General features: G+C 67.4%; 12 protein-coding genes and 1 pseudogene. 5 read left to right on the top strand and 8 right to left on the bottom strand.

Features of this window, described 5'->3' with window-relative positions; all coding sequences use genetic code 11:
* Nucleotides 1-195: 195 nt before the first annotated feature.
* The 3 genes from QE394_RS10650 (at nucleotide 196) to fdhA (ending at nucleotide 4,246) form a co-directional block, all read left to right on the top strand.
* Nucleotides 196-1,500, top strand: coding sequence for an aromatic ring-hydroxylating dioxygenase subunit alpha (locus QE394_RS10650; protein ID WP_349034470.1), 1,305 nt, complete (start codon nucleotides 196-198; stop codon nucleotides 1,498-1,500).
* Nucleotides 1,497-2,900 (top strand): ferredoxin reductase, encoded by a 1,404-nt coding sequence (locus QE394_RS10645; RefSeq protein ID WP_349034469.1) that lies wholly within the window; start codon nucleotides 1,497-1,499, stop codon nucleotides 2,898-2,900. Before QE394_RS10650 ends, QE394_RS10645 begins: the two co-directional genes overlap by 4 nt.
* Before the next feature lie 134 nt (nucleotides 2,901-3,034).
* Nucleotides 3,035-4,246 carry a formaldehyde dehydrogenase, glutathione-independent gene (gene fdhA / locus QE394_RS10640; protein WP_261619841.1) on the top strand — a complete coding sequence of 404 codons (1,212 nt, stop codon included), beginning with the start codon at nucleotides 3,035-3,037 and terminating at the stop codon, nucleotides 4,244-4,246.
* Nucleotides 4,247-4,350: 104 nt separating this feature from the next.
* Here the strand turns inward: fdhA and QE394_RS10635 are convergent, their stop codons facing one another.
* The 8 genes and pseudogenes from QE394_RS10635 to QE394_RS10600 all read right to left on the bottom strand — a co-directional run bounded on the left by QE394_RS10635 (nucleotide 4,351) and on the right by QE394_RS10600 (nucleotide 11,885).
* Nucleotides 4,351-4,485 carry a hypothetical protein gene (locus tag QE394_RS10635; protein WP_261619842.1) on the bottom strand — a complete coding sequence of 45 codons (135 nt, stop codon included), beginning with the start codon at nucleotides 4,483-4,485 and terminating at the stop codon, nucleotides 4,351-4,353.
* Nucleotides 4,485-5,859, bottom strand: a pseudogene (locus QE394_RS10630) (NtaA/DmoA family FMN-dependent monooxygenase). Before QE394_RS10630 ends, QE394_RS10635 begins: the two are co-directional and overlap by 1 nt.
* Before the next feature lie 9 nt (nucleotides 5,860-5,868).
* Entirely contained in the window at nucleotides 5,869-6,939 is a 1,071-nt protein-coding gene (locus tag QE394_RS10625) for an LLM class flavin-dependent oxidoreductase (RefSeq protein WP_349034468.1), read from the bottom strand.
* The gene (locus QE394_RS10620; RefSeq protein ID WP_349034467.1) at nucleotides 6,936-7,763 is read right to left on the bottom strand and encodes a DUF1684 domain-containing protein; all 828 of its coding nucleotides are present in this window, start codon (nucleotides 7,761-7,763) and stop codon (nucleotides 6,936-6,938) included. The genes QE394_RS10625 and QE394_RS10620 overlap by 4 nt, the downstream gene beginning before the upstream one ends.
* Nucleotides 7,753-8,886, bottom strand: coding sequence for an LLM class flavin-dependent oxidoreductase (locus QE394_RS10615; RefSeq protein ID WP_349034466.1), 1,134 nt, complete (start codon nucleotides 8,884-8,886; stop codon nucleotides 7,753-7,755). Before QE394_RS10615 ends, QE394_RS10620 begins: the two co-directional genes overlap by 11 nt.
* Entirely contained in the window at nucleotides 8,883-9,974 is a 1,092-nt protein-coding gene (locus QE394_RS10610; RefSeq protein ID WP_056081541.1) for a transporter substrate-binding domain-containing protein, read from the bottom strand. Before QE394_RS10610 ends, QE394_RS10615 begins: the two co-directional genes overlap by 4 nt.
* Before the next feature lie 10 nt (nucleotides 9,975-9,984).
* Nucleotides 9,985-10,788, bottom strand: coding sequence for an amino acid ABC transporter ATP-binding protein (locus tag QE394_RS10605; protein ID WP_261619847.1), 804 nt, complete (start codon nucleotides 10,786-10,788; stop codon nucleotides 9,985-9,987).
* Nucleotides 10,788-11,885 (bottom strand): amino acid ABC transporter permease, encoded by a 1,098-nt coding sequence (locus QE394_RS10600; RefSeq protein WP_200937828.1) that lies wholly within the window; start codon nucleotides 11,883-11,885, stop codon nucleotides 10,788-10,790. The genes QE394_RS10605 and QE394_RS10600 overlap by 1 nt, the downstream gene beginning before the upstream one ends.
* Nucleotides 11,886-12,217: 332 nt before the next feature.
* Here QE394_RS10600 and QE394_RS10595 point away from each other — a divergent pair, with 332 nt between their 5' ends.
* Entirely contained in the window at nucleotides 12,218-14,182 is a 1,965-nt protein-coding gene (locus QE394_RS10595) for an FAD/NAD(P)-binding protein (protein ID WP_349034465.1), read from the top strand.
* Nucleotides 14,179-14,730, top strand: coding sequence for a GNAT family N-acetyltransferase (locus QE394_RS10590; protein ID WP_349034464.1), 552 nt, complete (start codon nucleotides 14,179-14,181; stop codon nucleotides 14,728-14,730). The genes QE394_RS10595 and QE394_RS10590 overlap by 4 nt, the downstream gene beginning before the upstream one ends.
* The last annotated feature ends 46 nt before the right edge of the window (nucleotides 14,731-14,776 follow it).

Here is a 14,776-nt window from a genome sequence, read left to right as displayed (position 1 = left end):
TTGTTGCGTAAGACGCATGCGGAAGGACTCCGAGATGGAGAGGCTTGCCACAAGCTCAATCCGGACGCCCGGTCTTCTTCCGCGTCGATCCTCCCCCACCACGTAACGGCGACATTCCGACACCGTGAGTTGCCTCCACCAACTCCGAAGTCTCCCCACCAACCGCATACTTACCCAGCCTCCCGGGAGGAAAAAATGACTGCTCCAGTGAACGCGCCCCTCAACTCACGCGGAAAACTCGCTTCATCTCTGCCTGCAGAGCAGCAGGCAGAGATCGCTGCACTGTTCGAGTTCCGGCGCACGGGCTACTCCCTCGACGCCCCGTTCTACACTGACCCCACGATCTTCAAGATCGACATGGAGGCCATCTTCGGCCAGCACTGGATCTTTGCCGGCAGCGTTGCCGAGCTGCCCGAGCCAGGCGACTACATCACCGTCGATTACGGCCCCTATTCCCTGATCGTGCTCCGCAACGATGACGGCGGCGTCAACGTCCTGCACAACGTCTGCCGCCACCGCGGTGCCCGCGTCCTGACCGAAAATGCCGGTTCCACCGGCAACCTCGTCTGCGGCTACCACTCCTGGACCTACTCCCCCGCGGGCAACCTGATCCACGCCTCCGCTCCCGGCGAAGCCAAGTTCGACAAGAACTGCTTCGCCCTCAAGCGGGCCCACAGCCGCGAGGTTGCCGGACTCATCTTCGTCTGCATCGCTGACGAACCGCCCACGGACTTCGATGAGACCTCGAAGATCTTCGAGCCTTACCTGGCACCACACGACCTGTCCAAGACGAAGATTGCCTACCAGCAGAACATCATCGAAGAGGGCAACTGGAAGCTCGCCATGGAGAACAACCGTGAGTGCTACCACTGCGACGGGCACCCGGAACTCGCCTGTTCCCTCTTCCCCACCTGGGGCCTGACGGAAGGCCTGATCCCCGCCCACCTCGAGGAGGTCTGGGACCGCAACAAGGAAGCACAGTCCTCGCTCGAGGAGCGGTGCCGCCGCTACGGCCTCCCCTACGAGGTGGTTGAGGAACTGGACACGCGCATCGCGGGCATCCGCATCTCCCGGGAATCCCTGGACGGAGAAGGCGAATCCTTCTCCGCCGACGGGCGCCGGCTGTCCAAGAAGCTGCTCGGCGACTTGCGCGACTTCCGCCTGGGCCGCTGCTCAATGCACCTGCAGCCGAACAGCTGGTTCCACTTTCAGAGCGACCATGTCATCACATTCGGCGTCTTCCCAATTAACGAACACCAGACCCTTGTCCGCACCACCTGGCTGGTAGCTGACGACGCCGTGGAAGGAGTCGACTACGACCGTGAGAAGCTGACCTACACCTGGGAGCAGACCAACATCCAGGACAAGGCCTTCGTGGAACTCTGCCAGCAGGGTGCAGCCAGCCCCGCCTACGAGCCCGGCCCGTACATGAAGAGCGAATACCAGGTGGAGGCCTTCATCAACTGGTACGTGCAGCGGGTGCAGGAGCACTTGGCATGATTGAGCTCCTCACTGAGACGGCGGCAACCCAGGAGCCGCAGCGCATCCGCGGCCTGGAGATGCCGTGGAACAGGGTGATGGGCAGCACCGAGGGACCCGCTGGCGCCGCGCGCGCCCTGGGGCCCTGGCATCCGCAGGAGTTCATGGCTGAATGCGTCGAGACCGTTCCCGAAGCGGGCGGCATGATGACGTTCGTGTTCCGCCGCTGCGACGGGGCTCCCCTGGCGTTCCGTGCGGGCCAGTACGTGAATATCGCCTTCCCGGTGAACGGCGAAGACCAGGAGCCGGTGGACCGCAGCTACTCGCTGTCCAGCTCGCCCACGGAACCCTGGACCTTCAGCGTCACCGTCAAGCGCGACCCTGGCGGGCTGGTTTCACCGTGGGTGCACGACAACGTCAGGCCCGGCACGGTCCTGGACATGCTGGGCCCCGTGGGGGCATTCCACCTGCCTGATGCGGACCGGCGCGCACGGTACCTCTTCCTCGCCGCTGGTGCGGGCATCACCCCCGTCATGTCGATGCTGCGGACCATTCACGACCTGCCCGGAACAGCCGACGTGGTGGTTCTCTACCACGGCGCCGAAGCCGGAGGTTTTGCGTTCCACAAGGAGCTGGCCTACATCGCTTCCGTGGACTCGCGCGTCAAGGTCTTCTACGCGCTGGGCGACCGCGGCAGGCCCGAGGAGTGGGACGGCTTCAAGGGACGGTTGTCCGCCGCGATGATCGACGAGGTGGCCCCCGACGCCAACGGCCGGCAGGTGTACGCCTGCGGGCCGGAGGGCTACCTGAACACCGCTACTGAGCTGCTCAAGAAGGTGGGCGTCGACGACACCTCCATCTACATGGAGTTCTTCTCGGGCGACCGGCAGACCCTCCTGGAATACCAGGCAGAGCTCGCGCATGCAGCGGACATTGCCGAGGAAATCGCGGAGGAAATCGCTGACTCCGCCGAGGACTACTACGAAAGCCAGCCCGCCGCGTTCGGTATGTACGAGCCCGGCTACGACGAGGATGGAACGCTGCAGGCTTCCGGGCTGCCGCTGGAAGCGGTGGACCCGGACGCTCCGGCCTCCACGGAAGCCGCCGCGCCGGAGGCCGCCACCCCGGATGCGTCCAGCTTCGACACCGTGGGAACCGGCAGCCTGACCCTGTCCTTCCTGCGCACCGGAATCAACGTTCGGATCGACCCTGAGGAGCACATCCTCGAGGTGGCGCAACGTGCCGGTGTCCGGATCGGTGCGAACTGCAAGGAGGGCATGTGCGGCTCCTGCAAGGTGGTCAAGCTGTCCGGGGACATCGACATGAACCACCAGGGCGGGATCCGCAAAAGGGAAATCGATGCCGGCAAGTTCCTGCCCTGCTGCTCCACCGCACGCACCGACATGGTGATCGACGCCTAGCCGCCCCGTAAACGGCGGGTGCCGCCCACCCCGAAGATTCACCGCAAGTGAAAAGTAAAACCACACGGAAGGTCTGATGCACCCAGCGTCGGGCCTTCCGTGGCAATCAAATGCCAACCATAGGAGCCATGCCCATGTCAGGTAACAAAGCCGTTGCGTACAAGGAGCCCGGGGTCGTCGAAATCATCGACACCCCGTACCCCACCTTTGAACTGCAGGCCGGCCCCGGCGTCAATCCCGTCAATGTTGGCCGGAAGGTCCCGCACGGTGTCATCCTGCGCACCGTAAGCACCAACATCTGCGGTTCTGACCAGCACATGGTCCGCGGCCGCACCACCGCCCCGGCCGGTCTCGTCCTGGGGCACGAGATCACCGGCGAAGTCATTGAGGCCGGCCCGGACGTCGAGTTCATCAAGGTGGGGGACATCGTCTCTGTCCCCTTCAACATCTCCTGTGGCCGCTGCCGGAACTGCAAGGAACGCAAGACCGGAATCTGCCTGAACGTTAACCCGGACCGCCCGGGGTCCGCCTACGGTTACGTGGACATGGGCGGGTGGGTTGGCGGCCAGGCCGAATACGTCCTGGTCCCCTACGCCGACTGGAATCTCCTGCGCTTCCCGGACCGCGACCAGGCCCTCGAGAAGATCATGGACCTGACCATGCTCTCGGACATCCTGCCCACCGGTTTCCATGGAGCCGTAACGGCGGGTGTCGGAGTAGGGTCCACCGTCTACGTTGCCGGAGCAGGACCCGTGGGCCTTGCCGCAGCCGCCAGCTCCCAGCTGCTGGGTGCGGCGGTGGTCATCGTCGGAGACCTCAACGAGGACCGGCTGGCCCAGGCCCGGTCCTTTGGCTGCGAAACCGTCAACGTGGCCAACGGCGACCCCGCCGACCAGATCGAGGAGATCCTCGGCGTCCGTGAGGTGGACTCAGGAATCGACGCCGTGGGTTTTGAAGCCCGCGGGCACGGCCACGGCGCCCAGGAGGCACCGGCCACAGTGCTCAACTCGCTGATGGACATCACCACCGCCGGCGGATCCGTGGGTATTCCCGGCCTCTACGTCACCGGCGACCCGGGCGCCGCGGATGAGGCAGCCCAGAAGGGCAGCCTGTCCCTGTCACTTGGCACGGGCTGGGCCAAGTCCCTCTCCTTCGCCACCGGCCAGTGCCCGGTCATGAAGTACAACAGGCAGCTGATGATGGCGATCCTGCACGACAGGATCCACATCGCCAAGGCCGTCAACGCCACGGCCATCCCGCTCGAAGACGCCCCCAGGGGTTACGCGGAGTTCGACGCCGGAGCGGCCACCAAGTACGTCCTGAACCCGAACGGCTACCTCAACTAAAGCCGCAGGCGAGGCGGGGTCTCCCCAGAGGCTGTTTCGAGCGGGCCGCTGCACCACCCAGGCCATATGGGTAGCGCAGCGGCCCGCGTCAGTTGGGAAAGGGCCTACAGCCACTGCTCCCACACGATGAGCTGCAGCTTGCAGGTTTCCTCCGAAGGAGTCCCCAGGAAGGGGCCTGCGCCGGCATTCTCCCCGCGGCCGCCGTCGTCGTCCCTTCCCTGCCAGGCTGCGGTACGCATCAGGCGCGGACCGCCCCGGACGGCGCGTCGGCCGTGCGCACCGGCGTTTCCAGCCCGAGGTTCTCGCGCAGGGTGCTGCCGCGGTACTCGGTGGGGTACACGCCGCGCTCCTGCAGCTCCGGCACCAGGTGGTTGACGATGTCATCCAGGCCGGTGGGAACCAGCCACGGCGAAATATTGAAACCGTCTACCGCACCCGTCCGGGCGTACTCGGCCAGGTGGTCCGCCACGGCCGTGTAGGAGCCGGTGAACGTGGCGTCAATCCGCGCCGTCTTGGAGGTCACGAACTGGCGGATGGACAGGCCCTTGTCCTTGGCCTCGGCGCGCCACTGGTCCGCGAGCTGGCGGGCCCTTGGCACCGTGGAAGCCGCTGCCGCGGGTCTCGGAGGTCTCCTCCACCACGGGGTCGATCTCCGGCAGCGGGCCGTCGGGATCGTAGGCGGACAGTTCTCGGCCCCAGAACTGCTCCAGGTAGGCAACAGCCTGCTGCGGGCCGATCTGCAGGCTCCGCACCCATTCCTTCTTTTCTGCAGCCTCTTCGGCCGTGGCCGCGAGGATGAATTCGCTGGCCGGCATGATCTGCACCGCGTTGGCACCGCGGCCCGCCGCTACGGAGCGCTCCACGAGGTCCTTGCGGAACTCCAGGGCGTCGTCGAACTTCGGGTGGGCGGAGAAGATCACGTCGGCCTGCCGGGCGGCGAAGTTCCGGCCCTCGGGCGAATCCCCGGCCTGGAACAGCACCGGCCGGTACTGGGCACTGCGCGGCAGCCGCGGAGTCACGTCCACTGCGTAGTGCTGGCCTTCGTGGAGCACGCGGCGGGCGGGGCCGGCGGGGGTTTCCCAGGAGTCCCAGATCCGTTTGGCCGTCTCCACGAATGCCTCGGCGTGCTTGTACCGGTCCGCGTGGTCCAGGTAGCCGCCGCGCCGGAAGTTGGCGCCGGTCCAGGCGTTGTCCGTAGTGACGATGTTCCAGGCGGCCCGCCCGCCGGAGATCAGGTCCAGCGAGGCGAGCCGGTGCGCCAGGTCCGCGGGGTCGTTGTAGGTGGTGTTCTGGGTGGCCACCAGGCCGATGTTGTTGGTCACCGACGCCAGGGCGGCGAGCATGGTCTGCGCGTCCGGGCGGCCCACAACGTCCAGGGCGTGCGGACGGCCAAGGTGCTCGCGCAGGCGAAGCCCCTCGCCGAGGAAGAACGCGGCGAACAGTCCGCGCTCGGCGGTCTGGGCGATCCGGCGGAAGGATTCAAAGTCGGTCTGTGAACCGGATTCTGCGGCCTTCCAGATGGTGCCGGAGTTGACACCCTGGAAGAAGATGCCGAACTGGATCTGGCCGCTCGGCTGGAAGGCGTCGGATTTAGCACGGTTGTGCTGTGTCATGGTTTTTCCTTACTTTCCGGTGCCGGCGGCGGCAGATGCGTAGCGGCTGGCCGGGCGCTCCAGGCCCAGCAGGTCGCGGAAGGTCCCGTCCTGCAGCACAGGACGAAGCACTCCGCGGCGGCGCAGCCCGGGCAGGACCAGGCGGCCCAGTTCGTCGAGGTCCAGGGCGAGCGACGCCGGGTGGAGGCGCACGCCATCGGCATCCGCCAGCAGCGACTCCAGGAAGTCCGTCAGGGCGGCGGCAGTGCCCGCGAAGGCCGCGCGGCCGCCGTCGAACGGTGTCTCCCGCGAGGCCGCAGCCTGCCCGCGCGAGTCGAGGACGACGTCGAGCTCGGCGATCACCGCCACGGACCCACCCACCCGGGAGCGCACGTCAAGGACCTCCGCGGCCAGCAGTTCAGGGGTAGGCGCGGACACCAGTACGGCGTCCACGGCGTCAGCCGGCACCTCGCCGAGCAGTGCGGCCGGAACCAGTACCGGAAGCTGTCCCTGCAGCGGCCGCGGAATGATGGCCGGGCCCTTCACGGAATAGCCCGCACCGGCAAACCCGGCCGGGGTCTCAAAATCGGCATAGTGGAGCTTGTCAACGTCGATGTACCGCCCCGTGGCGACGTCGCGGATCACGGCGTCGTCCTCCCACGAGTCCCACAGCCGCCGGGACACCTCAATGGACGCCGCAGCTTCCTGGCCCAGCGCGGCGCCGGTGACGGAAGAGCGCCCGACGGCGGCAGCAGCCGCGGGTGCCTCGTCCGCGGTGACGATCCACCCCGCCCGGCCGCCGGAGACGTAGTCGAGGCTGGCCAGCTGGGTGGAGACGTGGAACGGTTCGGTGTAGACGGTGTCCACTTCGGGCACCAGGGCAATCGACCTGGTGACCGGACCGGCGAACGCTGCGCGCTGCAGTGCGTTGGTACGGCCGGGAACCGGTGCGTCCGTGAAGGTGGCTGCGTGGAAACCGGCGGACTCGGCGGCCAGCACCGCACGGGAGATGTCCGCCCCGTCCCACCCGGCGCCGTCGAGCTCGATGGCCAGGAAACCGGCCTGGCTTCCTTCGGCCGAAGGGGTATTAGTGTTGCTCACTTCTGGTCCTGACGTTCGTAGGGAATCTTTTCGCCGGCCTCGATAGCCACGGGCAGCCGGTTTTCGGCCGGGGGCAGCGGGCAGGTGGCCAGGTCCGTGTAGGCGCACGGCAGGTTGACCGCCCGGTTGAAGTCCAGCACCACGGAGCCGTCCGCCTCGGGCACCACGGAGAGCGAGCGGTTTGCCGCGTAGGTAGTGGTGCCGGAGGTCTGGTCCGTGAACAGCACCGACAGGGAACCCGGCGCGTGGCCGTTGAACGCCGTCAGCGCCAGTTCCTGGCCGGCGAGTTTGAAGCGGATCTCGCCCGGAGCCTCGTAAACGTGCTGAATGCCCTCGACGGCGGCGCCCACCGTGGTGGGCCGCGGCGCCTCGAACGGAACGAACGTTCCGCGGACGGCGTAAGCGGCATCGGGCGAGTAGGCGGGCGTGCCCTGGTACTCGCGGAGCAGCCCGTTCTCCGGGTTCCGCGGCCGCACGATGTACTCGCCGCCGCGCTTGGCCACCTCGATGACGGTCTCGCCGGACACGAGGTTGATCCCGCCGCGTTCGGCGATGGGTCCGAGTTCCAGGGTTGCGCCGGCTTCGGTGGTCAGTTCCTTGCCGTCCCGCTGCAGGCTCTCACCCGGCTGCAGCACAACGCGGACGACGTCGGCCTCCGCGCTCCAGGTGCCCGGGGCGCCTTCCAGCGGAGCGGCATCGCTGCTAAGCCAGTGGAGGTGGGTCACCGCGAGGAAGCCGTGCGGGTGGGCGCGGTGGCGCTCGTGCGCCGCGTGCCACTCCTGCCAGTCGGCGTCGAAGGTTTCGAGGGCTGTTTCAGTGGACAAGGGCGTTCTCACTCCTGCTGGCGTTGGCGGACGGGTTGGATCGCGTGAATCCGGGGCGGTTGCCGTAGGGGTCCCCGGCCTCCCACAGCGTGGTGGGCGCTGCGGCCCGGACGGCCGGGATCACTTCGAGGGCGAAGCGCTCGAGGATTTCCAGCTGTTGTTCGAAGGGCAGCGTGGTGGGCAGGGAAATGGACTGAAGGTCGTGGCGGTAGAGCTGGTGGTAGCTCAGGATCTTGTCGATCACCTGCTCCGGGCTTCCCACCAGCGCGGGCCCCTCGGCCACGGCATGCTGGATGTCCCGGAAGGGCGAGTTGTTGCCCGGCACGTTGCGGTTGGCCGTCAGGGCCTCGTAGACGGGGCCGAACTGGCGCACCGCCTCCTGGGTGGTGTCGGCGATGAACACGCCGCCGGCGCCGCAGCCCGATCCGACGTACTGCTGCCGGGGGTCGTGCCCGTGGCGCTCGTACTCATCGCGGTAGTGATCGATCAGCACGGCATAGTTTTCCCGGGGCTGGATGGCGTTGGCGGTGAACAGGGGCTCGCCCCACTTGCCGGCCAAGGCGGCCGACGTCAGCGTTGTAGCAGAGCCGTGCCAAATACGCGGCGGACTGTCGAAGGGGCGGGGCGTGGTGGTGGCCGGATCGGTCAGCGGAGATCGGAACCTGCCGGACCAGGTGACGCCTTCCTCACGCCACAGCCGGCGCAGCAGCTCGTACTTTTCGGCCAGCAGGTCCCACTGGTCCGCCAGGTCCAGGCCGAAGAGCGGGTACTGCAGCACCTCGTTGCCCTTGCCGATGGTGACCTCCAGGCGGCCGCGGCTGAGCTGGTCAATGGTGGCGTAGTCCTCTGCCACCCGCACGGGGTCCAGCACGGACAGCACCGTGACGCCGGTGTGCAGCCGGATCCGGTCCGTCACGGCTGCGATGGCCGCCAGCACGGTGGTGGGAGAGGAGGAAATGAACTCACCCGCGTGCCGCTCCCCCACCGAGAAGCTGTCGAACCCCAGGGCTTCTGCCCGGCGGGCCGTTTCCACTACCTGGTTCAGCCGGTCCGCCGTGGAGACGATCTCCCCGGTGAGCGGGTTCTTCAGGTGCGGAATGATGTCCAGGACCTGGAATTTCATGAGGACTTCTTCGATGCTTCGGCCGATGCGCTGGGGGTGGCCGCGGCCTGGGTGGCGGCGTAGTTGTCCTCCGTGATGGTCTTCGCTTCCGGCAACGCTTCCTCTGACAGGCCCCAGCGTTCCAGGACCTTGCCGTAGGAGCCGTCCTTGATGGCGGAGTTCAGGGCCTCGGTGATCACCGGCGCCAGCCCGTTGCCTTTAAGCGACGTGGCGGCCACCAGCGTCTCGGACGGCCAGCCGGCGTTCACCTTGCCCACCACCTTCAGGTCGTCACGGGTGTTTTCCCGGTACACGGTAGACGGGTAGGGAGCGATATTGAGGTCCGTGCGGCCCGAGGACAGCGCCAGGATGGTGTCTGCCTCGGACTGGTAATACTGCAGGGTGGCCGGCGCCTTGCCCTTGTCCTCAAGCTCCTTGTTCCAGGCCAGCAGGATTTTTTCCTGGTTGGTGCCGGAGCCGACGGAGACGCGCAGTCCGGAGATGTCGTCCGCGCCCCTGATGTCGTACGTGGCGGATTTCTTGGCTTCGAAGCCCATGAACGCGGCCCGGTAGCTGGCGAAGTCGAACAGCTTCACGCGGTCCTTGTTGACGCCCACGTTGGAGAAGACCACCTCGAAGTCGCCGGACTGGGTCTTCAGCGGCCAGTTCTCCCAGGACGTGACCTGGACGTCGAGTTCCAGGCCCAGCTTGTCCGCCACCAGCTGTGCGATATCCAGCTCGGAGCCGATGGGCGTCTTGTCATCCGTGGCGTGGAAGGACAGGGGGATGGAGCCGGCGGTGGTGGCCACCGTCAGCTTGCCGTCCTTGCCGATCAGCTCGGGAACCTTGGCGGCGAGCGCCGCGTCTTTCCCGCCGCGGATCCGCTGCTGGTCCGGGGACGTGTTGTAGACCACGCCATTGCGTGCCGCCGTCGTCTGTGCCGCGCCGGAGGCATCACCGGAAGCCGAAGCGCCGGGGTCTGCGCAGGCGGACAGCGCGGCCGTTCCCAGGAGGACGACGGCGGGGAGTGCTGCCAGTGAGCGCCGCGTACGGAGGCCCGGGGTGCTGGAGCGGCGCCGGCCGGACTGGCGCAGGGTTGGAAAAGCCATGGATGGGTCCTTAGATGTTGAAAGCCGGTTCGAGCACCTTGGAGAAGAAGCTCCGGGTGCGCGGTTCCTGGGGGTTGGTGAAAATCTGCTGCGGGGTACCCTGTTCCACGATCTGGCCCTGGTCCATGAACACCACGGTGTCCGCCACGTCGCGGGCGAAACCCATTTCGTGGGTGACGATGATCAGGGTGGTGCCGGACTTGGCCAGTTCCCGGATGACATCCAGCACTTCGTTGACCAGTTCCGGGTCCAAGGCGGACGTGGGCTCGTCGAACAGCAGGATCTTGGGGTCCAGCGCCAGGGCCCGGGCGATGGCGACGCGCTGCTGCTGGCCGCCGGAAAGCTGCCTGGGGTACGCACCGGCGCGGTCCTTGAGCCCTACGCGGTCCAGCAGTTCCAGGCCGCGGCGGCGGGCTTCCTCCTTGGAACGGCCCTGGGCCACGACGGGCGCTTCCGCCACGTTTTCCAATGCGGTGAGGTGCGGGAACAGATTGAAGTTCTGGAACACCATGCCGATCTCGGTGCGCTGCTTGAGGATGTCCTTCTCCCGCAGCTCGTGGAGTTTCTGGCCGCGGATTTCGTAGCCCACCAGCTTGCCGTCGATGGAGATGTGGCCGCCGTCCACCTTTTCCAGGTGGTTGATGGTGCGCAGCAGAGTGGACTTGCCGGAACCGGACGGGCCCACGATCACGGCCACGCCGCCCGGCTCCACGGTGAGGCTGACGCCCTTGAGCACCTCGGTGGCGCTGAAGGACTTGCGGACGCCGGTGATTTCGACGAGCCCGCGGGTGGCGGGGGTAAGGGTGGCGGTCATCAGAGGCTCTTCCGGTTGGTGACGGCGTGGGTGGCGAAGAACTTGCGGGCCTTCTGCAGTGGCGTCAGGGGCAGGTTGCGCACGGCACCCTTGGAGTAGTGGCGTTCGATGTAGTACTGGAAGACGCTGAGCACGGAGGTGATCACCACGTACCAGAGCGTGGCCACCAAGAGCAGCGGCAGGACCTGCTGGGTGCGGTTGTAGATCACCTGCACGGTGTAGAACAGCTCCGAGTAAGCCAGGACATAGACAATCGAGGTGCCCTTGACCAGGCCGATGATCTCGTTGAAGGCGGTGGGCAGGATGGCACGCATGGCCTGCGGCAGGACAATTCGGGTGGACCGGCGCCAGGCCGGGATGCCCAGGGCGGCGGCGGCCTCCAGCTGGCCCTGGTCCACGGAGAGGATGCCGCCGCGGATGATTTCCGCGGAGTAGGCGGCCTGGTTCAGGGTCAGGCCCAGGACGGCCGCGGCGAACTGGCTGATCAGCGTGGTGGTCTGGACCTCGAAGAACCGCACATCCGTGAAGGGGATGCCCAGGCTGATCTTTTCGTAGAGGTAGCCCAGGTTGTACCAGAGGAGCAGCTGGACCAGCAGCGGCGTGGACCGGAAGATCCAGGAGAACGTCCAGGAGACGGACACCAGCAGCGGGGAGGCGGACAACCGCATGAGCGCCAGGATGAAGCCCAGCACGAAGCCGAGGATGCCGGAGATTGCGGTGAGCTTGAGGGTTTCCAGCAGGCCGTTCACCACGGACTGCGCGGTAAACCACTGCGCCACCACACCCCACTCCCAGCGCGGGTTGGTGGCCAGCGACCAGGCCACGGCCAAAACGCCAAGCGCCACGGCGGCAGTCCCCACCCAGCGCCACGGATGCTTCGCAGCCACGACGCGGTATGACGAATAGTCGGCGGCAATGCGCGCTGTTCCTTCGGGCGGCAATCCCCCGCCTGATGGCAGGTTGCTGCCGGTTACAGAAGCGGTTTCGGTGGCCGCCTGCCCGGGAGCGGCTGCCGCCGCGCCGGCCTCCGCCGTTGTTGCCGGCTCTACCGTGGGTGCTGGCCGTACCTGCGCCACCCTCGATGTTGCTGAACTCATGTGCCACCTCGCTTCTTGTCCTGGGTCCTGGTGTTCGGGTCGGAGCGGGCGCTCCGGCCTGGGCTTTTGCCCCGGTTGCTGGCTGCAAATCTAGGACCGGCCCAAACAGGGCGGCAACACCGGAAGTTGCATTAGTTCACCGGGCTTCGCACTGCGTCATGAGTCGGTTTCTTGCGTCTTTTGACCTGTTGTGACGCGGAGTTAACGGGCGTGACCGGCCGCTCGACCGCCCTCGTCACCGCTGCCTAGCATGGGCACTCCGGCGGCTGCCAACGCGCCGCTGTACCTCTTACCAGCCCGCGCATCAGCCCATCCGCCCGTCAGGAGCTCCCATGCCAGCGAAGATTCCGGCCGTCGTGTTCATCGGCGGCGGACCGCGCACGGCCGGCGTCCTGGAACGGATCGCCGCGAACCGGCCCGATGTATTTGCCGGTCCGCTGGAGATCCATGTGGTGGAGCCGCATGTTCCGGGCTCGGGCCGCATCTGGCGGTACGACCAGGACCCCGGCCTGCTCCTGAACTCCATGGCCGCGGACATCACCATGTTCACCGATGATTCCGTGGCCTGCGACGGCCCGGCCGCCGCGGGCCCGGGACTGGTGGAGTGGACCGCCGGCGTCCTGGACGGGTCCATCACCGATGTGCCGGACTTCCCGCAGCACCTGCAGGACCAGCTCCGGGCACTCAACGGCACCACATTCCCCACCCGACAGCTGCAGAGCCAGTACCTCGAATGGTTCTTCCGCCGGGCCACCAGGGCGCTGAACCGCAGCGTCACCGCCCACCGGAGCACCGCCGTCGGGATCTCACACCTTGCGGACGGCCGGCACGAGGTCGCGCTGGCCAACGGCCGGACGCTGCACGCGGACATCCTGGTGACCGCCCTGGGCCACACCGATTCGTTGCCCGACGCCGCTTCCTCCGGCTACGCCGGCTTCGCCGCCCGGCACGGCGGCTACCACGCGGCACCCAGCTACACCACCGACGTCGATTACTCAGGCATCGCCCCGGGCCAGGACGTCATCGTCTCCGGCATGGGCCTGGCCTTCGTGGACCTGCTGGTCATCCTGATGGAGGGCCGCGGCGGCCGGTTCGAGGAAGCGCCCGACGGCGGGCTGCGCTACCTTCCGTCCGGACGGGAACCGCGGCTGTGGGCCGGGTCGCGCCGCGGCGTGCCCTACCACTCCAAGATCTCCGCCGTCCTCCGCGGCGAAGCACCGGGACCGCTGCGGTTCTTCACCCCTGCCGCTATCGAATCCCTGCTCCAAAGCCACGGGGAACTGGACTTCCACCAGCACCTCTGGCCGCTGGTGGCCAAGGAGGCCGGGTACTACTACTACCGCGAGCTCCTGACCGGAAGCCCCGAACAGGCCGCCCTGGGCTGGGACGAATTCTCTGCCCGCTATGCCCCGCTGGACTGGTACAGCAGCGAGCGCACGGACCTCGTGGCCGCCGCCGTCCCCGACGACAGCCTGCACCTGGACCTCGAACGGCTGGACCGGCCCTTCGACGGGCGCCGCTTCGCGGACCACCGCGCCGTGCAGGAAGCCGTGGCCGGATACATCGAACACGACCTCGCCCTCCGCGACAGCCCGGACCATCCCGAGACGCTCGCCCTGTTCCTGGCCCTGCTGCACGTGTACATGGAGGTGGGCCGCGTGGTCCCCGCGGACCGGCTGAACGCCCGGTCCCAGCAGGCCATACACGGCTGGTGGCACGGGTTCTTCAGCTTCGTCGATTCCGGGCCGCCGCCCCACCGCCTGCGGCAGATACTGGCCCTGCACCGTGCCGGGCTGCTGCAGTTCCTGGGACCCGGCGTGGAGGTCACCACCGACGAATCAACCGGGGCTTTCGTTGCCGCGTCCCCGCAATCCGATGTGGTGGTTTCGGCGAGGGCGTTCATCGAGGCCAGGTTGCCGGCCACGTCGGTGGTCCGGTCGCTCAACCCTGTGCTGGCTTCACTGCACGGCAGCGGGCTGGGAACCGAGCAGCAGCTGCTGACCGCGGACGGAATCCACTCCACCGGGAAGCTGCTGGTAACCCCGCAGCACCGGCTGGTGGGGGCGGACGGCACCCCTCAGGACACCGTGTTCGGCGTCGGCCCCGGAACGTCCGGTTGGGGCGCCGGAGCGTTTGCCAGGCCGCGCACCAACGCAGCCCCGTTCCGGGAAAATGATGCCCTGGCCCGGACCATCCTCGGCACGGCCCGCAACCTTGCAAACGAAATGTCCGCCACAATATCCCCAGAGCCGGCCGCCGCCGGCCGGAACCAGACCCTGACAAGGAACCACCGGTGACAGCAGAACCAGAAGTCCAGCCCCGCCCCCTGGACCGCGCCGCCCTGGACGTCCTGGTCCTGCCCATGCAGGATCCCCGGGTCCGGCCGCTCCTGGACGAGCTCGCATTCGAATACGACACCCGTTACGGGGACCTCTTCGGCAGCGGCGCCGCAGCCGAGGAACTAAACCGGTACCCGGCTGCGGAGTTCGAGGGCCCCACCGGCGCGCTGCTCATCATCCAGGAAGACGGCAAATCCATCGCCGGCGGCGCGTTCCGCCGGTATGACGCCACCACGGCCGAACTGAAGCGGATCTGGACCCACACCGCCCACCGCCGCCGCGGCTTGGCCCGCCTCGTCCTCGCCGAGCTGGAGTCACTGGCAGCCGCCCGCGGCTACACCTCCCTGTACCTGACCACCGGCCCGCGGCAGCCCGAGGCCAAACACCTGTATCTGCGCACCGGTTACCAGGCACAGTTCGACCTGGCCGCGGACCCCGAGACCATCGGAGCGCTGGCGTTCACCAAGGAACTTCCCGCCGCCGGCACCAGGACGGCGCAGGACTGACCTTCCCGACACCTCGGCAGATGCACCGCCCGCCGCTAAGCTAGCG

The organism is Pseudarthrobacter sp. SORGH_AS 212, assembly GCF_030818145.1.
In the GTDB taxonomy this organism is placed as follows: domain Bacteria; phylum Actinomycetota; class Actinomycetes; order Actinomycetales; family Micrococcaceae; genus Arthrobacter.
Note: the sequence above shows the minus strand (reverse complement) of the source record. Positions and strands in the feature narration are given on the sequence as shown.